Genomic DNA, 21,829 nt, shown 5'->3' on the forward strand with positions numbered 1-21,829 from the left:
CTGATCGATACTATACCGGACGCTTAATCCCGACCGTTTCTTTCAGACGAGTTGCGGTCCATTCCAGCAGAATGGCGAAGATCAGTACTGCATACGTGAACACACCCAGCTCGCGTAAGTCAAGGTAGAAGGCGCTTGCCATAAACATATCAAATCCGATACCGCCGGCACCGGCAGTTGCACCCATCGCAATCGCAACCGAGAAGTTAATCTCGAAGCGCACAAACGTCCACGAAAGAAGAGCAGAGGCAGTAGACGGCACAACTGCCTGGAACACCGTCTGCCACCAGTTAGCTCCACTCGCACGCAGTGCTTCCAGAATACCGGAATCAAGCTCTTCAAATGTCTCGGCGTATGCCTTCACCAGATAGCTGATCGAATGGAAGGTCATACCGAGAATAGCAGCGACACTTCCCAGACCGGTTGTGACAGCAAAGAAGAGTACCCAGAGCACGGTCGGAACAGCACGGATGAATGCCATTAGGGCTTTCACAGTGTCGGTAACCTGCCGCGGCGTCAGATTCTGGGCAGCAAATAAGGAGAGGAAAAAAGCAATGATCCCACCAGTAACGGTTGTTAGTAGCCCCATACCGACAGTAGTTATCAACTCCCGAAACAATTCAAACCAACTTAATCGTTCTAATCGTGCTTCGAGAAACACGATCCGAAAGTCGTTGAACATATTGCCCAAAGCGGCAAACACATCGATGTTGCGAGTGTCGAGTGTCACCAGGCCATACGCAGTCAGCAACACCAAGGTGATCAAAGTGACTTGTAATACGGTGTTGGCGCGATTGCGTGGGCGTAAACGGATTCGGCGTGAGGGTAGAGATGCTTCCATCACAGAATTATCCTTCGGATAGCGTTCGATACCGTTTCGATGAGTAAAACGGCGGCAACTGTCACCAATACCACTAGGCTGGCCGACCCGTAGTTGAAGTTCTTAAAGTAGAGATCAAACAAAAATCCAATACCGGTTCCGGTCAGAATCCCGACTAACGTGGCACTGCGGATATTGGTTTCGATCATGTACAGGAGCCAACTGATCAGTTGCGGCAAACAAGATGGAATAACGCTCTGACTGATAATCGCACCATAACTTGCTCCGGTGGCGCGTAGTGCTTCAATCGGTTCCACTCCCACTTCGTCGATAGTCTCAATCATCACGCGCGTGATGAAGCCAAGTGTAACGAAGAAAAGAGCGAAAAAGCCGGTAAACCCACTTTGCCCAAACGAGAAGAGCAAGATTAACGCCCAAACCGATACATCTATATTCCGAAACACACTGGCAATCGCACGGGCCGGCAGGCTAAACCACGGATGGGGACGGGTAGTGTTTGCACCAAAGAGGGCTAATCCCAGGCCAAGCACGGCGGCGATAGTCGACGATGCGATCGCAACCAGTACCGTCTCTTGCAGCTTGCTCAGAATATTTGGTAGCCGCGACCAGGCCCGTTCGTCTGGGATGAAGTTTACTACCGCCCATGCAAACGCTTGTGGTACGGCAAGGAGTCCTCGTACCACATCGAACTGCGTGAGTACAATGCTGCCGTAGGTAACACTAAGAATAACGACGAAAAAGAGCAGTGATTGGAGACGGCGACGGCGAAAAAAAGTATCAGGCTGCATAGCGCTCCTTTAGATCAAGGATCAGTTCGCCAGCCTCTGAGCCGTAAATCTGGTAGATTTGCGCATTGCTCAGTGCATGTGGCGGGCCGTCGTAGATGACTTGGCCGCGATTGATACCGATGATTCGTTCGGCATAGTGCAATGCCACGTCAACCTGATGAAGATTAACCAAGACTGTAATCCCCATTGTGCGGTTGATTTCGCGCAGAGTATCCATAATGACCTTGGCTGAACTCGGATCGAGTGAGGCAATTGGCTCATCACAGAGCAGCATCTTTGGCTGTTGCACCAGTGCCCGGGCAATGCCGACACGTTGCTTCTGACCACCACTAAGCTGATCGCAGCGCTTGTACATCTGCTCGTACAGACCGAGTGTTTCGAGAATACGTACTGCCTCGCGCTTTTCTTCCTCACTGTAGAGGCCAAGAATGCCCTGGAATGTATTTTTGTATCCCAATCGCCCGTGTAACACATTTTCGAGCACACTGAGACGGTTTACCAGGTTGTAGTGCTGGAAGATCATGCCGATTTGAGTGCGGTGATGGCGGAGTTCCTTGCCTCGTAATTTTGGTACGCTTACGCCATTGAATAGAATATCTCCCTCTGAAACATCGATCAGGCGATTGATACAGCGCAGTAGGGTCGATTTACCAGCACCAGAAGGGCCGATAATCGCAACGAACTCGCCGGATTGAACCGAAAAAGTAATCGAGTTAAGAGCAAGGGTTTCGGCACCGTAGCGCTTTGTCACCGAATGCAGTTCAAGCAGGCTCATAGAACCTCACCTCTTTTCACAGATGAAGCACTGGCGCCAATCGATCAACTGGCGCCAGTGCTATACGTTGTGTTTCCGTCAGCGCAGCTCTCGGATCGGGTTGAAGAACGAGTCATCAACAGCCAGGAACCGTTCGTCCTTTGTCTTGCGGAACAATGGCTTGAAGCCTGCATCAATCTCTGCTTTCGTCGCAAAGATGCGAGGATTATTGGCAACAGTATCGGAAGTTAGCACATCCTGAAGACGTTTGATCTCATCGGCAGTCAACATACTGCTGTTCGCAACAAATGGAGCATTAATGACCAGTGTCGATGAGATAATCACAAACTCGGCACCGGGGAACTTATCAAACGGTTCGGGAGCGTTATTCAGAACACGATACACCGCACCGGGCTTGTTTTCCTCACCGGATACTAACTCGATATAGTTGGCAACACAGGCATCGCAGAACGAGGCAATATCCACTTTACCCGAAAGGAGGTTAATGGCGGCTCCCTGGTGCGATTGGCCGAATAGAACTTCGCTGAAGAACTTATTCGGGCCGCCTTCAATCAGCTCTTCAGAGGTCAAATTCTTCCACTTTTCCTGCTGACTGAAGTATTTGACGATATTCGCAGATGGTACGCGGAAGCCTGAGGCTGAGCTAGGCGATACGAATGAGAAGCGCTTACCCTGAATGTTGTCGATTTTGAAGACGCCGTTTTCCTGGTAATTCCCTTCTTGACCACGTACTACTGCTAACCAACTGTAGTAGACAGCCGTTTCGAGCCGACCGTCAGAACCGCTTGGAATGACCAACGGTATCACTTTGCTGTTCTTGTCGTGCGCCTGCACGTATGCTTCAGCGCCGAAGAAACCGAGATGGGCAGTGTTGTTAGCCAGTGCTTCTACTGCGATCAGGTAGTCAGTGGTTGTTCGATGCTCAACCGGACGACCTAGCGTTTCACTAATGACTGTACCGATAGCGTCACGTGCATCTTTAAGTTCGGCGCCAGACTCGTTGGGTAACCAGGCAATGATAATCGGTGAATTTGGATTTGCTGCCGTACCACCACCGCTGGCACCACATGCAGACAGTGCCAGTGTCACCATCAACAAAACGATCAGGAATCGTATCGACTGCATAACCGGGCATCCTCCTTTGCAGGCATCGCTGACGAGGCTTTTGCATCGCCTTGTGCAATATAGCCGGTTATTGTTATGAGAAGATTATGTTAAAGTTGTGAATTGAATAAGCTAGTATAAAGTCTGTGCAAAAGGTGTACATCACTCTTGAGAAGGAAGAGTTGAGAAGCGTGCGGCGCAACCATGTAGTCGTTTCGTGTGGGTCTGGAAAAATGTTCTTGATTGTCGGGGTATGCAGGCGGGTCAGTAACGTGCACTCTCGGACGAACGGCGCAGGGTGGAGATTGCTATTAGTGGCGACATGACGTTCATGCGTGTATCAAGCACGACTAACCATTGAAACATTGCGAAGCCTTCACCTTCCCCTCTAGCCCTCTTCCTCTCTCGCTTTGAGAAAGGAAGAGGGTTGATGCAGGGATAGGAAATCTGCCTTCTTACCGCTCCTTACTATTCTGAATATCGACTACCACGCGACCACGGGTCTGCGCATTAGTAATCTGTTCGGCATAAGCGGGCAATTCGGCGAATGGAATGACGGTTGTCATCCGATCCAGCAATACTGGCGACAAATCGCGGGCCAGTCGTTCCCAGGCAACGAGTCGTTCTTCGCGCGGTACCATGACCGATTCGATCCCGATCATTGTCACACCGCGCAAAATAAATGGATACACGCTGGTCGTAAACTCGGCGCCACCGGCATTGCCGCAGATCGCAACTGCGCTGCGCATTGCCATTGCCCGTAATACGCCCGACAACACTGCCCCGCCAACCGTATCGATAGCGCCGCCCCAGCGTTCACTTTCGAGTGGGCGACCGGGACTGCTCAGTACATTTCGATCAAGAATGCCGCTGGCGCCGAGGTCACGCAAATAAGCTTCTTCATGAGGACGACCGGTTGCCGCAATCACCTTATGGCCAGCCTTTGCCAGCAAAGCTACTGCAACGCTCCCCACACCACCGGCGGCGCCGGTGACAAGCACTTCGCGTCCGGGAATAAACCCATGCCGCTCAAGGGCCAGCACGCAGAGCATCGCCGTGAATCCGGCGGTACCGATGGTCATCGCATGTTTCAGACTCATTCCCTCTGGGAGTGGTACTAACCATTCACCTTTTACTCGTGTGTACTGGCTGTACCCGCCCCAGTGCCGTTCACCGACGCCCCAGCCGGTAAGAACGACATTGTCGCCGGGCCGGTAGCGCGGATCTGCCGACTCGACAACGGTACCGGCAAAATCGATCCCCGGCGCCAGCGGGCTGCTGCGCAGGATCTTTCCCTTGCCGGTAATCGCCAGACCATCTTTATAATTGAGAGTAGAATAGGCAACTTTTACTAACACCTCACCTTCTGGTAAGGCGCTTAAAGGCAATTCGCGAAACTCAACCTTCCGACCGTCAGCCCCCTCCTCCACCACCAGGGCCGTAAAGCGTTCTTCACTCATCGCCGCTTCTCCTTTTGTGCTATCAGGTGTGATTTCTGTATTGTCGATTATAATGAGGATAGGAGTCTTTGCCAACAGGAACCGCCACTATACCTTCTGTAATGGAGTTTGCATGATTCACGCACTTGATCACGTCGTCATTTTGGTAGAGCAATTGTCGTCGGCAGTAGCGGCCTATACCGCAGCCGGATTTGTGGTGGCGCCAGGCGGTGAGCATGCTGATGGCGCGACCCATAATGCGCTGATTAGCTTTCCTGATGGAACGTACCTTGAGTTGCTGGCGTTTCGACGGCCGGCTCCTGAACATCGCTGGTGGCGACACGTAGCTGTCGGTCCTGGTCTGATCGATTTTGCCCTGTTGCCGGTCAATACGACGATTGCTGTTGCCGCAGCAGCCGACCGTGGCTTAATGATGAATGGACCAGTTCCCGGTGGTCGCATCCGACCTGATGGTCTCAGCCTGGCCTGGGAGACGGCATGGCCGCCCAGTCCCGATCTCCCATTTTTGTGCGGTGATGTAACCGATCGTTCGTTGCGGGTGCCTGATGCTGATTTTTGGGGGCACAGTAATGGTGCGCGGGGTATTGCCGAAGTGATTGTAGCAGTAACCAATCCCATAGCAAGTGCTGGCCGCTATGCGATGTTGTTGGGGATCACACCCCAGGCAGCTCCCGCTGAGGTGCGCATTCCGTTGGGTGAAAGTACCATTGTGCTACGTGGTCCAGATTCAGGTGATCAGCGCGTGATTGATCGGCTAATGCGCCGGGGCGAAGGGATCTGTGCCGTTACCCTGAAGGGGTTGCATTTTCCCGACCTTACCGCAACGCTTGGTGCGGCGATTGTGGCTGAACATGTAGCATAGGACCCTGCTTGTGGCTATTGAATTTGAGCGTTTTTTGCAACGTGTGCGTGCCGAGCGGGGTGGTTTTTTCGACCGTGACCGCTCTATAACCGTGGTACGTGCACCGGGTTGGGTTGATCTGTGTGGTGGGGTAGTTGCCGAAACCGGAATCCATACGCTACTCTGGCCAACCGGTGGCGGGGTGTTGGTAGCACTTCAGCCTGATCCTGAACCGGTTATTCGGATTCGGGTGTGGCAACGGACTGAATCCATTCCTTGCACTGCCTTGTTTCTGTCATCGGGGCCGCACGAATATGCAGATGCCGTCAGCGAGATTGATCGTCATCGTCCACCGCGCAGTTCGTGGTGGGGGCCAGCACTAATGGCTTGGGTTGCCCTGATGCGCGAAGAGTTTGTGCGGTTTGGTGGGGGTGCACGGCTGCTTTTACATCCACTCGCCGGTGAAGCAAGTGCTGCTACGGTTATCGCTGCGGTCGCGCAGGCTCTGGTGACCGCCTACAATGTTCACCTTGCGCCACGCGAGCTGGCGATTACCTGCGCCGAGGGTTTGTATCATCTCGACAGTCGCGGGTTGGAATTGATCGGCACGCTAACGACTGTTTGCGCACCGGCCAATGAAGTACTGGTTGTTCAGCCACATCAGGCCCTGATCGGCGGGAATGTTCATCTGCCGCCAGGTTGTGCCATCTGGACGATTCGCGTCGGTGATGAACCTCGTCAACCACCATTTCGCCTGCGTTCCGCATTAACGCTCGCGGAACGCCTTGTCGCTGAGCTAGTAACAGCGGTTGACCTTCCGCAGGGTCAAGAGGGAGCAATCCTGGCTTCACTGCGTCTCACGGATTTTATACGCTACCTACGTGACCGACTCCCTGCGCACACGAGCGTTACAACCGGCGCGACGACCGAGCAGATGACACCTTCCGCATTAACCAGCTTTGTCCTTGCTGAACAGCAGCGATCGCGGCTTATCCTGGCCCTGTTGCGTGCTGCGGCAAGCCGACTACAACGCGAGGAGGATGTGCATCTGATTGGGGAATTACTCACCCAAAGCCACTGGGAACAAGCAGCACTTGGGTTGATCGACCCGCACGCACAAGCCTTAGCCGAACGTCTGGTCGCATCAACCATTCTGGGAGTACGCCAGCCGGTAGCTGCAACGCAGGCGACACTCGTAGTATTGGGGCGCAATGACGCCGAAGGCGATATCCAACGGATCACGGCTGAATACCAGTCTCTGATCGGGTTGCCGGTGCGGATCGTTGGCGGGAGTCTGGCCGGAGTGAGTCTTGCCGGTGCACGACAGGTTTAAGAATTGAACAGCGTGAGGCGCAAAAGCTATGTCTTCAGAACGATCTTGCCCACAATGTGGTTCGCCAGTCGCGTCTACCGGGCGTTTTTGCCCCAATTGTGGTAACCGTTTGTCGGAACCACCACAAATACCGCTACCATCGGAAACTCCACCCGCACCATCTTCCAGCATCGCCTCCGCTCAGACAGGCAGATGGCGCTGGATCATTATGGCTGTTGCTCTACTAGCTCTAGTTGTCATTGGGAGTCGTGCGTTTCTTATCCAATTATTTCGCTCACCTGAAGCAGCGCCGCCATCGGTGGCGACAGTGCTGACGCCTTCTCCTGCTCGCACTACCACTTTCGTACTCCAGAAAGCATCGGCGACCGCTATCGGTGGAATCATCGGTCAGCCGACACCTCTTGGTGCTGCTGCACTGGCACAAATAGCACAGGCACAGACGGCCCAGGCATTGACAGAGATTGCCCCTACGCAAACGGCAGCAGCACTCGACGCTGAAGTCAGTACACTCTTCGCTCATGCGCGACAAGTCTTTTACGATGAATTTGTTGATAACAGGAATGCCTGGTTTACCGGAGAATTTCAAGAGATTGAACTTGACCTGATCGAAGATGGTGTATTTAAGGTATTGTGGACTGGACGTGGCACATCGTATGAACTGTACGAACTCAGCTCATTCACTGATTTTATGAGCGAAGTCGATTGTCAAATCTTCCGTGGTGGAGAGAATGGTAGTTGCGGTTTGATTTTTGCCGAGCAACGGAATGTTGGCTTCTACAAGTTTGAATTTTTCATTGACTATTACCGCCTCTCGGCGATCACAACCGAAGGCGAACCGGTTGTGTTAGCCGAAGGTGATCCACGTCGCTTGGCCCGCATCAGTGAGCAGAATCGGCTACGTGTCATCAGACAAGGTGATCGGATTCGGCTGTTCGTGAACGGCGCACTGGCTGCCGATCTCCGTGATACCACCTTTGGCGCCGGACGGGTTGGCGTTTCAACGGCCTGCTACCGCGAAGAAGGTGGGGTTGAGGTTCACTTCGACAATTTTGGTATCTGGTCGCTACCGACCGGCTCGTGAAAGGATACGACGATGGAAGCTGCTTTTCCACATCTGCTCGAAGAATTTGTGGTGGTTCATGCCGCGATGGATCGTGTCGAGACAGTTATGACCGATGAGGCATTGATGAAACGCTGGATGTCGCCAGCCGTGCAATTTATACCGCTCGACGGCTGGAACTTCGCGACCGGTGCGCGCTGGCGGTTACGGCTAACCGGTGTAGGGCCATTGCTAGAAGCCGGTTATCTCGTCGTTGAACGACGACCGGGCCTGATTCTCTGGGCATTCGACGGCTTCTGGGAAGGGTTTGATGCCTGGCAGTGGTTCCCGTCGCAGGAAAATCCTGATCAAACGCTTATCCACAATCGCATTGAGTACCGCTTGCGTGTGCCTGGTCTTGATCTCATTTGGCCGCTCACGATTGCCCCGCTGATGAAACTGGACGCCCAGGCCCAAATGATACGCCTGCGTCAGGTGTGTGAAGAGGTGACACCTTCACGGTGATTGGACTGCTTGCATACGATAACCGAGATCCTGCAGCGGAACGATAAAGGTATGAGCACAGCTCCCGTTTCTGAACCAAAAGTTTTGGCCAATGAGTTAGCCGAATACCTCGATCAACGACAACAGCGACGACGATTACTCCCGCTAGCGATGGTAGTAGGACTGCTGGCTGGTGGTTATACTACTCTTTTCTGCTGGCTTATTGGTGTTGCTGATGGATTACGCACGGTAATGATAGAGTCTTTCCAGCAGGTGCCCTTTGGATGGTTGCTAACAATACTATGGGTGGTCAGTAGTGCGACTCTAGCTGTCTGGCTCACGCAGCGCTATGCACCAGAGGCTGCCGGCAGTGGGATTCCTCACATTGAAGCTGTACTACACCGTCTACGTGATCTACGATGGCAGCGTATCATTTCGGTAAAGTTGATCGGGGGTGTTTTGGCCCTTGGAAGCGGATTAGTGTTAGGTCGTGAGGGGCCGAGCGTTCAGATCGGTGGTGCTGTTGGCCGGTGTTGCTGCAATGCTTCACAGCGGGCCACGCGAGCGTCTGACCTTAATTGCGGCTGGAGCAGGAGCCGGTCTTGCGTCCGCTTTTAACGCGCCGCTGGCCGGTCTGATTTTTGTGTTAGAAGAACTACAACGAGATTTCCGTCCGACGGTCTTTAGTGCTGCATTTGTAGCGGCTGTGGTTGGGAATGTGGTTAGTCGCCTGTTTACCGGGCAATTACCAGTATTTATTGTCCCCGATCATTCAATTCAGCCGTTGCACACCCTAGCGATGTTTGCTGCGTTAGGGGTTGTCTGTGGCCTGGTTGGTGTTCTCTTCAATAAAGCTTTGGTCGGAGGGCTGAGCCTGGTTGATCGTTTAAACCAACGCCAGAAACTTTTCTACACGGCTGTCATCGGGGCAATCGTAGATCTGGCTGGTTTCTGGTATCCAGAATTTATTGGGGGTGGTCATCGCTTTACCGAGCATATTTTGTTAGGACAAATCGGCATGCAGTCTGTTCTGGGTTTTCTCACAATGCGCATGCTCCTTACCCTTGCCAGTTACAGCACTGGTGCACCTGGTAGTATATTCGCTCCACTTCTGGTATTGGGGGCATTGATTGGGTATGGGGCTTGTGTTATTGTCTGGATATAATCAGGACGTTTGAACTGCTGAAGCATGGCTTCAGTAGTTCATAGCACCCTTCCTCAACCTTGTCTGGGTAACCCGTGTACAACCATCCCATCAAACTCATACGTCAACACGAGGAAGGCGGTGAACAGATGGGAGTGACACGATCCGTGTCAATGATCCAGAGGTTTGCTTAGCAACATTTGGTATGGCATGAGACGTTATCAATACAATTGGCGCACAGTGCATATCCCACTGTCACAGTCAGGTTCTCACCTGTCCCAGGCAGTTTGGATCACCGTGCGTTCGTCACGTTCATTAGTAGATCAATCGCTATCGAACATCGGAGACCTGCTGACCACCACCAGAAACCTATCCTGCTGCGAAACGTGGTACCATCATCCACAGGTTTATTGCCAGTCAAGACACAAAGGTCGCAGATGAAGACTTCGGTCATTGTCCTCAGCTACAACACCCGTGAGTTAACACTTAACTGTCTGAGACAGTTTGCGACAGAAGCGGATCGGGCCGGTTGGCAAATCATTCTGGTTGACAACGCCTCACACGACGAGACGGTACCGGCAGTCAGGCGGGAGTTTCCACAGGTAGAGGTTATCTGTAGTGAAGAGAATCTGGGTTTTGCTGCCGGTAATAATCTCGGCCTCCGCCTGGCATCCGGTCAGGCAGTAATCCTTCTGAATAGTGACGTACTGGCTCCTTTTACGACATTGGTCCGTTTGCCGGCGCTGCTTGAAGCATATCCCCAGGCTGCTATCTTATCGCCGCAGTTGTTAACGGCTAGCGGGGCACCCCAAGCCTTCGCATATGGTAACGATCCGACATTACCTTACCTCTCCAAACGTGGTCTTTACCGGCTGTTCAGGCGTGGTGATCTGCACGATTGGGGTGTCCGGTCACCTCTGGAAGTGGATTGGGTTTCAGGGGCGTGTATGTGTGTGCGGCGGGCCGCATTCGAGCAGGTCGGTCTGCTCGATGAACACTTCTTCCTCTATTTTGAAGATAACGACTGGTGTCTGCGAATGCGGAAAGCTGGTTGGAAAGTGATGTATATCCCTACCTTCGCTGTCGTTCATCTTGGCGGGCAAAGCTGGTCTGCTGCCCGTGTTGCCAGTCATCATTACCGCAACAGTTTACGTTATTTTTATCAAAAGCATTATGGGCTACTCGCAACCTGGTTACTCACAATTGGTCTGACTGTGTATCACACGCTCTTGAGAGACCACAGAGAGCACGGAGACGAAAAGTAGATGGATCGTACTCTGTGTGCTCTGTGGTGAGTGTCGGCAAAGGTAATGTTCTCACCACAGAGAGCACGGAGACGAACAGGAGATTGATGCTGATGTCGCGTATTGCCTGGTTACTGATCCTGGCCGGTGTCGTGCGTTTATGCGCAAGTTTATCTGCACGTGATATTATCGATATCCATAATTATCAACACGTAGCGGAGATTATTCATCAACGGGGGATGTTTGGTCTATACACGCATACGCCGGGCATATATCCGTACCCGCCGGTGTGGGTCGGCTTTGAAATGACTGCATTGTGGCTTCACTGGCAAGGTGTCTTGCCGTTTTCACTGGCAATTCGCCTCCCCATCATCATTGCCGATGTTGCGATGGTGGCTATTATCTGGAGGTACGTCCGGCGTCACACGCAATTCCCCCAGCGTGCGTTGTTAGCCGCCGCACTCTACGCCCTGAATCCGGTATCGATCATCATCTCGTGCTGGCACGGTCAGTTCGATGCTCTCCCTGTCTGTGGGGTAGCACTGGCGATGCTTTTCACCGAACACCACTGGCGACGGGCAGCCGGTGCGCTCGGCATTGGCATTGCGCTAAAGTCATTTCCGGTCTTACTGCTACCCATGTTTGCCCGTCAGCAACCATCATTGTCTCGCCAGATTCACTTCATCCTCTACGCCATACTACCGGTGCTCTTCCTGCTCATCCCATTTCTGCTCGCCGATGCCGCAGCCGTGATTCGCGAGTTGTTTGGTTATCGTGGACATGCCCTGCTCGGTGTGATGGTCCCGGTCCGCACAATCTATGTCCCGCTTACCGGTGAACGTTTTCCGGTTGATATGACTCTGCAAGTGATTTCGCTGTCGGCTTACGGTTTTCTTGGTCTGTACGGATGGGCGGTGTGGTATATGAGTCGGTTTCACATTACCTTGCCAATGCAGGCAACGATCGTGTTCCTGTTGTTTTATGTGGTATATGCAGGTATCTCACCGCAATATGTGTTGTGGGTGTTGCCGTTTATGATCATGGCAACTGCAAACCAACACTGGCCCGTCCTCCTTTACTCGGCTGTTTCAACACCGGCCTTGATTGGGCTGTATCTGTACGCAGTAGCCGATATATTTCCTTTTACCGTTGATTTGTTACCAGAATATACCCGCCTGGCTTATGGAGTGTTTGGCTCATCGTGGTGGGGGTGTTGTCTGCTGTTGTTGGTTGCCTTGACCAGACAGGCTGTCACATCATTGCCGCCCGGCGCACCTGTTGTACGGCAGTTTGCGCAACTGTCTGAATGAATTCAGTCGCTTCACGACTAATGAAGCTTTGAGTAGGATCGGCTCGCTGCGAACCGACATGCTCTTGAGCGTGATAGCGGATGGTAATCGAACCCTGGCCGGTTATGCTATATTTGATCGCTCGTTGACCTACGCCAAAACCAAACGTGGGCAAAGAGCTACATCGCTCTGCCCACGTTTGCTGCTGGCGCCCCCGGTGCGACTCGAACGCACGACACGCAGTTTAGGAAACTGCTGCTCTATCCCCTGAGCTACGAGGGCGTATCCTTCCCGAGTGTACCATACTCGTTCTTTACGTGCAAGTATGAGTGATGCGACAGCACGACCATCTTTTACGCGCACCAATACCAGACTCTTGCGCCAGGAACCTCTCGCCAGCCACGTGCGCCAGCAATTGGTGAGCACGGTACCGCTGCCACCTTTTTTCAAACTAGTACCAGACTCACGATGACAGTCAAGATGGTTACCGGCAGACCGACCTTCAGATACGCGCTAAAGGTTACCCGTACTCCCCAGCGTGCGGCTAGTTCGGCCATGATCAGGTTGGCGACCGAACCGAGCAACGTCAGGTTGCCGGCCAGGGTTGCTGTTGCCGCTAACGTTAGCCAGGCTCGCTGTTGATCGGCAAACGCCGGTACTAATCCCTGTAACAAGAGCACGGCCGGTACATTACTGATCAGATTCGAGAGAATGACCGATACGATACCGAACGGTACCATCCCAGCCTGAGCCAGTGGGCGCAGCGTAATAAAGAGACGTTCCGTCCAACCTTGAACATCGAGTGCGTGTGTAACCACAAAAAGTCCGGCAAAGAAGGTGAGAAGGTTCCAGTCGATGATTTTGAACACGCGCTCAGGACGTAAGCGCCGTGTGGTAAGCAGGATGGCCGCCGCTAAAAATGCCGCCAGCGGTACCGGTACACCGATGAGAAATGCGATCAGCATGAAGCTGATGACCAGCGCTGCTTTGCGAAGGAGCGGACGGTAGATCCGTGTGCGTAGAATATCAGGAGCAGTGAGGGTACCGCCCTGGAATTCGTCACGATAGACGAGCATGACAATCACCCAACAGATCACCAGCCCAATGAGGGCAGTTGGGGTCAGAGCGATGGCGAAATCGAGGTAGGGGATTTTAGAAGCGTTACCGATGATGATGTTTTGTGGATTACCGGTAATGGTAGCAGTTGAACCGATATTCGCCGCTACCGCCAGACCGATCAGGTAGGGTAGCGGGTTGCGACGTAACGAGCGAGTTACCTCGAGGACGATTGGCGTCATCATGATCACGATGGTGTCGTTGAGGAAGAGCGCCGATAATACGCCGCTCGCCCCAATGACCAGGGCTAATAATGAGCGTGGACCACGGGCGAATTGTACGACTCGTTGCGTAATAAAGCCGAAGAAGCCGGAGAGAAAGAGACTGCCGTTGATGACCATCATGCCGAAAAGTAAGAGGATGGTATCCAGATCGAGCGCAGCGTAGGCTTCTTCGAGCGAGATGGCGCCAATGCCAAGCAGAAGTGCCGACCCGATCAGCGCAATTGTGGTACGGTCGGCGCGAATTAGCGGCCAGCGACCAACGGCAATACCAATGATTGTCGCTGCAACGATGAGCAGCGTAAGAACGGGGATCACCATAAATGATACAGGTTTCTAAGAACAAGAATGATGACTGTACAGCGGTATTGTATGAGCAAATGCGATGCATGTCCAGGAGACGTATTGCCATACTGTCCTGTTGCCAGCGATTCAGCGGGTTTCAGAGCCTGATCCGCTCGTTTGTGTGGGCAGGGTGAAGGCCTGCATTCTGCGGTGAAGGGATGGCAAGCGCCCATCTCGGAGCACGCCATTACCCCTTGCACGCAGGAGAACATGTTCCAAGGCCTTGTAGCGGGTACGCCGGTCTACCAGACTCAGGGAGTCACGAAGATCGGATTAGTAAAGAGCCAGGGTTTCCCACCCCAGTAAGCTTCCACGCGATAGACACCATCGTCGGTAACTGTTTGGCGTATCCGTCGCACGCCACTGGTCATGACCTCGCCATTCACGATCAGACGAACATAGGCATCGGCGCCGACATCAACTTCAACCAGAAGAGGGCTATCGGTCAGACTGAGCGTATCCCCCAGTTCGGCCAGGGCATTCGGTCGGCTTAACCGAAAAACTATTGATGGCGCATCACCGTCGAGCCGGTTGACGAAATAGCAACGACCGGCTGTTAACGCAGCATAGACCTGATTGGTGGCAATTGTCGCATCGTGACTGAGCGGCTCAGGCAGCAAGAGGTAATTGGTCAGCGTGCGAAACATCCACGGGTAGGGGAAGACTTCAATCTCACCCCACGGCGCCTGACGTTTGAAGCCATGAGCATCGACTCCGCCAATCCCAAAGGTACGTCGGCCAACCATATTGAGCCGATCCCACCAGGCCAGCGTCGCTAGCGTTGGACCACTCAGACCAAGACGCGGGTTTAGTATAAGTGCCAGCTTGTTGCGGTCGGTGAGATGTTCACTCCAGTCGCTCATGAGATTCCACAGCTCTAACCCAACCACTCGCCCTTCACGCTGACTCGGCCCATCAATCGTCCAGTCATCCCAGCGATAAATGTCTTTGAACGAATTACGAACTCGCTCATCGGGGTGAGCAATGATGCCGAAGCCTCCGCGATGGTACACTTCATCGATGAACTGCTGCGGCGGCAATTCATTGCTGATCACGGTATCCACATTGAGGGCCAGGAAGTGATTATGATCGGGTGTGATCTCGTGACCGACGATCACCAGGACATCGTCGTGCCATCCGGCAAACGGCAGACCGGCCAGTGTGTCGTGATCGGTCACGATGATCCAGCGTAGCCCTGCTTCATGGGCAGCCGCTATCAGTTGCGGAAAGGTCGCCGAGCCATCAGAATAGGTCGTGTGCATGTGTATTGCACCAGGATAGACGAACGGATAATTCATGGTACACTCCAGATGACAAATGTTGCCCTCTGCATGCTACCACAGAGCAGTATGAAGATCATCGATATTGATGCCAGTCGGGTGACGATGAAGCAACGTACCGGTACTGAACGGTACAGTTATGAAGTGATTGCGGCTCTTGATCGGATCGCACCTGCTGATGTTAGCTTCCGCTTGTATACCAATGGTGGATGTGAACGACTCCCGCCTTTGCGTCCACGCACAACAGTACGCGATATTCGTCTCCCGCGTCTCTGGACACACCTCCGGCTTGGTCCGACAAGCTGGCTCGCTCGCCCTGATGTGCTCTTTGTACCAGCCCATGTGATCCCTCTCATCCACCCACCGACGGTCGTTACCATTCACGACGTAGGGTTCCGCGTATTCCCGGAAGCCCATACCGCCCGCCGTCGCCTCGAACTCGAACTGACGACCCGCTGGAACGTCCGTGCGGCCCGTCACGTACTCACCGTCTCGCAAGCAACGAAACACGATCTGGTGACGTGGTACGGTGTTGATCCAGGGCGGATTACAGTTACCTATCACGGTTTGAGTGAGACATTCAGGCCACCTGCCGATTCCCATCTGATCAGCGACGTGCAGGCTCGTTATGGCTTACAGCAACGTCCCTATCTCATCTACATCGGCACCGTGCAACCACGCAAAAATCTGACCCGGGTTATCGAGGCACTGGCAATAACCCTAGCCGCCGGATATGAGATCGATCTGGTGATCGTCGGCAAACGTGGTTGGCTAAGTGCTCCAATTGAACGTCGGGCGCAGGAGTTAGGAATCACGCATTACGTCCATTTTATCGGATACGTTGCCGACAGCGAACTGCCTGCGCTTTTGGCTGGTGCGCTGTGTTTTATCTTTCCATCGCTCTACGAAGGCTTTGGCATGCCGGTGATCGAGGCAATGGCGTGCGGCACCCCGGTCATTACCAGTACCAGTTCGTCACTGCCTGAAGTGGCCGGTGAAGCGGCGTTGCTGGTTGATCCCCTCGATACCAATGCGATTGCTGCCGCAATCATGCAGATGATCGACAATGCAACGCTGCGCGAAACGTTGCGTCAGCGTGGTCTGGCTCGTGCCCGTTTGTTTACGTGGGAAGCCTGTGCCCGGCAAACGCTTGAGGTGCTGCTGACCGTGTCGTGAGCAGATAACAACCAATGTATCGCCTGGGGCAGGTTCTACCCCTCTAACAACAGGGAGCGTGCGCCGGTTTCACCAATGCTTTCCTGGCACACAAGGCTGGTGGCGCGTGCTTTTGGGCTAACGTTGCAGGTGAACGATATGTATTGGCGAATATGACCAACATCCGAACATGTTGAAGCGACCTACGTTCAGATGAAGACACCTGTCGAGGCTCATTATGACCATTCACGACGAACAACCTTCCGTAGCAGAAGATCCGTTCAGCGTCGGGATTCAGCTTTTCAATCAAGGGGCATACTGGCACGCCCACGAACAGTGGGAAATATGCTGGCGAGCGGCGCAGGGCACAGACGCCGAGTTTTACAAGACGTTGATCCAGACCGCAGCCGCGCTGGTGAAGTGGCAACAGGGGAACTATCGTGGTCTTCGTCTCAACTGGGCCAAAGCCCAACGTCGGCTGCACCGGTTGCCATTGCACTATCGCGGGATCGATCTGAATGCGCTGGCAACCGCGGTAACAGCCGTGCTGGATAATCCGGAACAGGCACCGGCTCCAAAGCTAACGATAGTGAGCCACGAATGAGAACGCTGCGCGCAAAGCAGATGGCTTGCATTACTCCTCATCGCGATCACGGCGCGGAATAACCCGTGGCGCTCGCCGCGGCTCTTTCGGCGGTGGCGGCCCCAACACCAGATCAAGCGCTTGTTCAATCCGCTCGATCAGGTGAATCTTCAGGTGTCGCCGCAATGTTTGGGGAATCTCGACCAAATCGTGTTCATTGCGCTTCGGTAAGATGATCTCGCGGATACCGGCCCGGTACGCGCCCAGGACTTTCTCTTTAACCCCGCCAATCGGCAAGATGCGACCTCGCAATGTAATTTCACCAGTCATGGCTATGTCATGGCGCACGCTCCGCCCGGTCAATGCCGAAACGAGGGCCGTGGCAATTGTTACTCCAGCCGATGGGCCATCTTTAGGTGTCGCACCTTCGGGAACGTGAACGTGAATATCAATTTTGTCGAAATGACGAATCTCAATCCCCAGCCGACTGGCGTTCGCCCGTGCAAACGAGAGCGCAGCCTGCGCCGATTCCTGCATCACTTCGCCGAGCTGCCCGGTGAGAAGCAGATTGCCCTTGCCGTCCATCAATACCACTTCAACCGGCATAATGTCGCCACCGGCGCTGGTGTAGACCATACCAATCGCCACCCCTACCTGATCGACCGGATCAACTTTGCCGATTTCAAAGCGCGGCGGGCCGAGCAGTTTGGTCAGTGCCCGTGGCGTAATCTGACGCGGATAGCGCTTCCCTTCGGCAATCCGGCGAGCGATTTTGCGACAGATAGCACCAATCTCGCGTTCGAGGTTGCGTACCCCGGCTTCGTATGTGTAGTGGCGAATAATGGTGGAGATGGTCTGGTTACCAAACCGAATAGTCGCTGGCGGCAAGCCACTATCGGTCATCTGACGCGGAATGAGAAAACGACGAGCGATATGGAGCTTTTCGTCTTCGGTGTAGCCGGGGAGTTCCACCAGCTCCATTCGGTCGAGGAGTGGGTCGGGAATATCCTCGGCGACATTCGCCGTTGTAATGAAGAGGGTCTGACTGAGATCGTAGGGAAGATCGAGGTAGTGATCGCTGAACGTGCTGTTTTGTTCAGGATCAAGCACCTCTAGTAGCGCTGCTGCCGGATCACCCCGAAAATCGCTTCCCAGTTTGTCTACTTCGTCGAGCATAAAGACTGGGTTGATCGTACCGGCGACCTTCATCCGCTGCAAAATCCGACCGGGTAGCGCACCGATGTAGGTGCGTCGGTGACCACGAATTTCGGCTTCGTCGTGAACACCACCCAGACTCAAACGGACAAAGCGCCGTCCAAGGGCTTCGGCAATACTCTGACCAAGGCTGGTTTTGCCTACGCCCGGCGGACCAACGAAACAGAGAATGGGCGCTCGTTTTGACGGACCGGCCAATTGGCGCACTGCGATGTATTCCAGGATACGATCTTTGACTTTCCGCAACCCGTAGTGGTTCCGTTCAAGGACTGCTGCCGCTGCCCGCAGATCGCGATTCTCTGGACTGGCATTACTCCACGGTAGTGAAAGCAACCAATCAAGATAGGTGCGCAGCATCCCGTGTTCGGGAGACATCGGCGAAATCAATTCAAGCCGTGCCAACTCTTCTTCAAAGCGCGCCATCGCATGGGCTGGTAAACCGGCAGCCGCTGCCCGTTCACGCAAGAGGAAAAGTTCCCGACGCGACGGGTCTTCTTGGCCGAGTTCGCGTTGGATCGCCCGCAACTGCTCTCGCAGGAAGAGTTCGCGTTGGCTGCGATCAACCTCTTGTTGCACCTGACTGTGAATGCGATTTTCTAGTTCGAGGAGATCCAGCTCTTTCGCCAGCAGAATCTCAAGCTGACGTAACCGCTGCTCAATATCAACTAGCTCGAGAATACGCTGCCGGTCTTCAATAGAAATCGGGAGCAGCGAAGCAATAATATCGGCTAATTCGCCTGGTTCGGCACTGTTAAGCGCGGAAAGATACGCATCATCGGGCAGGTTCCGCGATAGACGCACGATCTTCTCGAAGGTGGTCAGAATAGTACGACTCAGCGCCTCGACCATCAGCGCGTCATCTTCATCGAGCGGCGGCGTAGCGAGTGGTGTTGCCAGTACACGCAGCGCCGGGTATTCGGCTACCGCACTGACAATCTGCATGCGCTGGCGCCCCTCGAGCACAATGCTGAGTGTGCCATCGGGCAAGCGGCGTAGGCGCTGCACAACTGCCTCAACCCCGACCGTGTAAAGGTCTTCAAGTCCAACGTTTGTATCAGCCGCCGGGCCACGCACGGCCACCGCCAGTACCAGCCTATCACTGGCGGCAGCCTGTTCAACTGCATTGATCGCCCGCTCATCACTTACCAAGAGCGGAGCCAGCATCTGTGGAAACAAGACACTATCAAGCAGCGGAAGTACCGGTCGTTCGTACACAACCGTACCGGCGGTAGGTGATGCCGATTGTTCATTAGCCGGAGTCGTGGTCATATCTTTGCTCCTGCGCAGGCTAATTCAGAAATTCAGGCGATCAAAAGCCTGCGCATTATGGTCTTTGTACATCCAGTGTAACATATGCCGCCAGTATTCGGGTGAGAGCAAATATGTATCCCTCCCCTCACCTTCCCCCCTGCCCCCTTCCTCTCCCACGCTGCGGGAGAGGAAGGGGGGGCGCCTTCACCTTCCCCCCTGCCGCTCTCACACAGAGAGGGGAAGGGGGAATTCGCTCTCGCAGTGATGAAAACGACTGCTCACCCTGTACTGTTCTCTGCCAGACGGCGCGAGGAAGGAGAAAAGGGGGGACAGGTTGACGACCTGCCCCTCTCGTTCAATCCTCTCACCTCTCACCTCTCACCTCTGTCACTATTGCCCAACAGAAAGGACTTTGCAACGCATTCCCTCTCACCCCAGCATCATAGCAACGGTCGCCAGTATGATAAGATAATGACTATCGTATCAGGTTACAGGAGAACAATGAAGATCACACTTAACGACATCTATTTGTCCTTCGAAATAGCCGGTAACGGCCCGGCGCTGCTCTTGATCCATGGCTTCACCGGCAGCAGTCAGACATGGCAGGCACTGGTACCGGCGCTGAGCCAGCACCGCACGTTGATAATGATCGATCTGGTCGGACATGGTGCCAGTGCCGTGCCGTCTGATCCGCAACGCTACGCTATCGAACAGTGTGTTAGCGATCTCCTCGCTTTACTCGACCAGCTCGGTGTTGCGCGTACCGATCTGCTGGGCTATTCGATGGGGGGACGGATTGGGTTACTGCTCACGGCCAGCGCACCAGAGCGAGTCGGCAGGCAGGTCTTGATTGGCGCTTCACCAGGATTGGCTGACCCAGCCGAACGAGCTTCACGTTTGGCGAGTGATGAAGAACTGGCCGAGCGTATTGAGCGCGGAGGTCTGGAATGGTTCGTTGAGTTTTGGGAATCGCAGTCGCTGTTTGCCAGCCAACAGCGACTGCCAGCCGCTGTTCGTGAAGCGCAACGCAAACAACGCCTGGCCGGTAGTGCAATCGGCTACGCCAACGCTTTACGCGGGATGAGTGTTGGGCGGCAACCATCGCTGTGGGAGATATTACCAACCATCACTACCCCTACCCTCTTGATCACAGGCGCACTCGATCCCAAGTTCTGTGCAATTGCCACTCGTATGGCCGAACTGATGCCTCATGCCCGTCACGCCATTGTACCCGATGCCGGACATGCCGTTCATCTGGAACAACCAGCAGCGGTTGCCGAACTGGTTAGCGCATTTCTGGCATGACTGATTCTAGAGCCAGATGGAACGTTTCCCTGTGAAGGAAATGAACCGATACGCCCGCAGGATTGCGCAGGTAAGGACATAGTACACGCACAGTCGAACAGGCAGACCAGGCACTCTTTTGATCGGGCACTGATCAGTATTGTAGTGGTGGTCATCAGCAGCTTCATCAGTACAAAACTGTCCGGTATGCAACACAACAGTGCGGAAGTGTGATTTTCGCACGCTGCACAACGAACCTCTTGTATCACTGAGTGTAGATATATCCACGTAGAGAGATGGATGAAGTAGCTTCTGTCTGAAAGCCTATGTGGTTTGTGTATCCTTTGTATCCTTATTGAGAGACACCAGAAATTGCACGATCCGAACAATGAGTAGAATGAAGATAATCACATAGCAAATAAAAGTAGCCGCGGCCATTATTAAAAACAGAGTTCCACCCCATTCATTTAGAAATGGCTCCAAACCACCGGTGAAAGGCAAAAGTTGAATTACCCACCATATGCGTAGATCGTCAGCATCGTATTGAAATAACCACGCCAGCATGTAAAACAAATGGACGGCGCCATAGAGCACCCAATCTATGATCCTTGATCTTAAACTTAGAATAAATGCAGTCATCAAGACTATATGAAAACCCATCCATGCCACAATCAGAAAAATTCCAAAAATCAAAGCCAGCCAGCCCAAAATTAAAAGGCGCATGAGGCCAAGGATGCTAACAAACAGCGCCTCTGCACCGATCAGCAAAAACTTAATCCGAATGTCCAGTTTTTTGTCTGACACTGTTGTTTCTTTCTGTGATCATGATGTTGCTTGTAATCGATGGCCGCTAGCCTACATCAGTGGGAATGAAGGGAGATAAAAAGCCAGGATCAGGGTTCCGTTCAAACGGAGGATGTTCGACACACAACTGCACGATTCCCATGGCTGGCTTGCAATATCTCAACCCCAGAACAGGAGGTAAACCGCAGCCAGATCATTCAGCACATAGCATAC

General features: G+C 53.6%; 20 protein-coding genes, 1 tRNA gene and 1 pseudogene. 12 read left to right on the forward strand and 10 right to left on the reverse strand.

The window, feature by feature from the left end:
- Positions 1-10: 10 nt before the first annotated feature.
- The 5 genes from QTO31_RS07260 to QTO31_RS07280 form a co-directional block, all read right to left on the reverse strand.
- Complete coding sequence (locus tag QTO31_RS07260; protein ID WP_301428558.1) at positions 11-841, reverse strand: PhnE/PtxC family ABC transporter permease; 831 nt, start codon at positions 839-841, stop codon at positions 11-13.
- The gene (gene phnE / locus QTO31_RS07265; RefSeq protein WP_031459555.1) at positions 841-1,629 is read right to left on the reverse strand and encodes a phosphonate ABC transporter, permease protein PhnE; all 789 of its coding nucleotides are present in this window, start codon (positions 1,627-1,629) and stop codon (positions 841-843) included. The genes QTO31_RS07260 and phnE overlap by 1 nt, the downstream gene beginning before the upstream one ends.
- Positions 1,619-2,404, reverse strand: a complete 786-nt coding sequence (gene phnC, locus QTO31_RS07270) for a phosphonate ABC transporter ATP-binding protein (protein ID WP_301428559.1) — start codon at positions 2,402-2,404, stop codon at positions 1,619-1,621. The genes phnE and phnC overlap by 11 nt, the downstream gene beginning before the upstream one ends.
- Positions 2,405-2,482: 78 nt before the next feature.
- Positions 2,483-3,529, reverse strand: a complete 1,047-nt coding sequence (locus QTO31_RS07275) for a PhnD/SsuA/transferrin family substrate-binding protein (protein ID WP_301428560.1) — start codon at positions 3,527-3,529, stop codon at positions 2,483-2,485.
- 434 nt (positions 3,530-3,963) lie between these two features.
- The gene (locus QTO31_RS07280) at positions 3,964-4,968 is read right to left on the reverse strand and encodes an MDR family oxidoreductase (protein WP_031459552.1); all 1,005 of its coding nucleotides are present in this window, start codon (positions 4,966-4,968) and stop codon (positions 3,964-3,966) included.
- Positions 4,969-5,080: 112 nt separating this feature from the next.
- Between QTO31_RS07280 and QTO31_RS07285 the strand changes: the two genes are divergently transcribed.
- The 9 genes and pseudogenes from QTO31_RS07285 to QTO31_RS07320 all read left to right on the forward strand — a co-directional run bounded on the left by QTO31_RS07285 (position 5,081) and on the right by QTO31_RS07320 (position 12,383).
- Complete coding sequence (locus QTO31_RS07285; RefSeq protein WP_301428561.1) at positions 5,081-5,830, forward strand: VOC family protein; 750 nt, start codon at positions 5,081-5,083, stop codon at positions 5,828-5,830.
- 10 nt (positions 5,831-5,840) lie between these two features.
- The gene (locus tag QTO31_RS07290; RefSeq protein ID WP_301428562.1) at positions 5,841-7,142 is read left to right on the forward strand and encodes a hypothetical protein; all 1,302 of its coding nucleotides are present in this window, start codon (positions 5,841-5,843) and stop codon (positions 7,140-7,142) included.
- A gap of 28 nt (positions 7,143-7,170) precedes the next feature.
- Positions 7,171-7,242: pseudogene (locus QTO31_RS19255) on the forward strand (zinc ribbon domain-containing protein); the annotation flags it as partial.
- A gap of 108 nt (positions 7,243-7,350) precedes the next feature.
- A complete protein-coding gene (locus QTO31_RS07295) occupies positions 7,351-8,223 on the forward strand; it encodes a hypothetical protein (RefSeq protein ID WP_051871118.1) in 873 nt (290 codons plus the stop codon).
- A gap of 12 nt (positions 8,224-8,235) precedes the next feature.
- On the forward strand, positions 8,236-8,706 hold the full coding sequence (locus tag QTO31_RS07300) for an SRPBCC family protein (protein WP_301428563.1): 471 nt from the start codon (positions 8,236-8,238) through the stop codon (positions 8,704-8,706).
- Positions 8,707-8,757: 51 nt separating this feature from the next.
- A complete protein-coding gene (locus QTO31_RS07305) occupies positions 8,758-9,303 on the forward strand; it encodes a chloride channel protein (RefSeq protein WP_081910014.1) in 546 nt (181 codons plus the stop codon).
- Positions 9,227-9,850 (forward strand): chloride channel protein, encoded by a 624-nt coding sequence (locus tag QTO31_RS07310; protein ID WP_301428564.1) that lies wholly within the window; start codon positions 9,227-9,229, stop codon positions 9,848-9,850. The genes QTO31_RS07305 and QTO31_RS07310 overlap by 77 nt, the downstream gene beginning before the upstream one ends.
- A gap of 416 nt (positions 9,851-10,266) precedes the next feature.
- Entirely contained in the window at positions 10,267-11,094 is an 828-nt protein-coding gene (locus tag QTO31_RS07315) for a glycosyltransferase family 2 protein (protein WP_031459547.1), read from the forward strand.
- An 86-nt stretch (positions 11,095-11,180) separates the two neighbouring features.
- Complete coding sequence (locus tag QTO31_RS07320) at positions 11,181-12,383, forward strand: hypothetical protein (RefSeq protein WP_301428565.1); 1,203 nt, start codon at positions 11,181-11,183, stop codon at positions 12,381-12,383.
- 185 nt (positions 12,384-12,568) lie between these two features.
- Here QTO31_RS07320 and QTO31_RS07325 read toward each other — a convergent pair.
- The 3 genes from QTO31_RS07325 to QTO31_RS07335 all read right to left on the reverse strand — a co-directional run bounded on the left by QTO31_RS07325 (position 12,569) and on the right by QTO31_RS07335 (position 15,342).
- Positions 12,569-12,644, reverse strand: a tRNA-Arg gene (locus QTO31_RS07325).
- A 164-nt stretch (positions 12,645-12,808) separates the two neighbouring features.
- A complete protein-coding gene (locus tag QTO31_RS07330) occupies positions 12,809-14,020 on the reverse strand; it encodes an anion transporter (RefSeq protein WP_301428566.1) in 1,212 nt (403 codons plus the stop codon).
- Positions 14,021-14,295: 275 nt separating this feature from the next.
- A complete protein-coding gene (locus QTO31_RS07335; RefSeq protein ID WP_301428567.1) occupies positions 14,296-15,342 on the reverse strand; it encodes a CehA/McbA family metallohydrolase in 1,047 nt (348 codons plus the stop codon).
- Between the two features lie 12 nt (positions 15,343-15,354).
- Between QTO31_RS07335 and QTO31_RS07340 the strand changes: the two genes are divergently transcribed.
- A complete protein-coding gene (locus tag QTO31_RS07340) occupies positions 15,355-16,500 on the forward strand; it encodes a glycosyltransferase family 4 protein (protein ID WP_301428568.1) in 1,146 nt (381 codons plus the stop codon).
- Between the two features lie 217 nt (positions 16,501-16,717).
- Positions 16,718-17,083, forward strand: a complete 366-nt coding sequence (locus tag QTO31_RS07345) for a DUF309 domain-containing protein (RefSeq protein WP_301428569.1) — start codon at positions 16,718-16,720, stop codon at positions 17,081-17,083.
- Between the two features lie 30 nt (positions 17,084-17,113).
- Here the strand turns inward: QTO31_RS07345 and lon are convergent, their stop codons facing one another.
- A complete protein-coding gene (gene lon, locus QTO31_RS07350; RefSeq protein ID WP_301428570.1) occupies positions 17,114-19,546 on the reverse strand; it encodes an endopeptidase La in 2,433 nt (810 codons plus the stop codon).
- Between the two features lie 483 nt (positions 19,547-20,029).
- Between lon and menH the strand changes: the two genes are divergently transcribed.
- Positions 20,030-20,833 (forward strand): 2-succinyl-6-hydroxy-2,4-cyclohexadiene-1-carboxylate synthase, encoded by an 804-nt coding sequence (gene menH, locus QTO31_RS07355; protein ID WP_301428571.1) that lies wholly within the window; start codon positions 20,030-20,032, stop codon positions 20,831-20,833.
- A 303-nt stretch (positions 20,834-21,136) separates the two neighbouring features.
- Here menH and QTO31_RS07360 read toward each other — a convergent pair whose 3' ends face one another.
- Positions 21,137-21,616 carry a hypothetical protein gene (locus tag QTO31_RS07360; protein ID WP_301428572.1) on the reverse strand — a complete coding sequence of 160 codons (480 nt, stop codon included), beginning with the start codon at positions 21,614-21,616 and terminating at the stop codon, positions 21,137-21,139.
- Positions 21,617-21,829 lie beyond the last annotated feature (213 nt).

Source organism: Chloroflexus sp. MS-CIW-1 (assembly GCF_030444705.1).
Taxonomy (GTDB): domain Bacteria; phylum Chloroflexota; class Chloroflexia; order Chloroflexales; family Chloroflexaceae; genus Chloroflexus.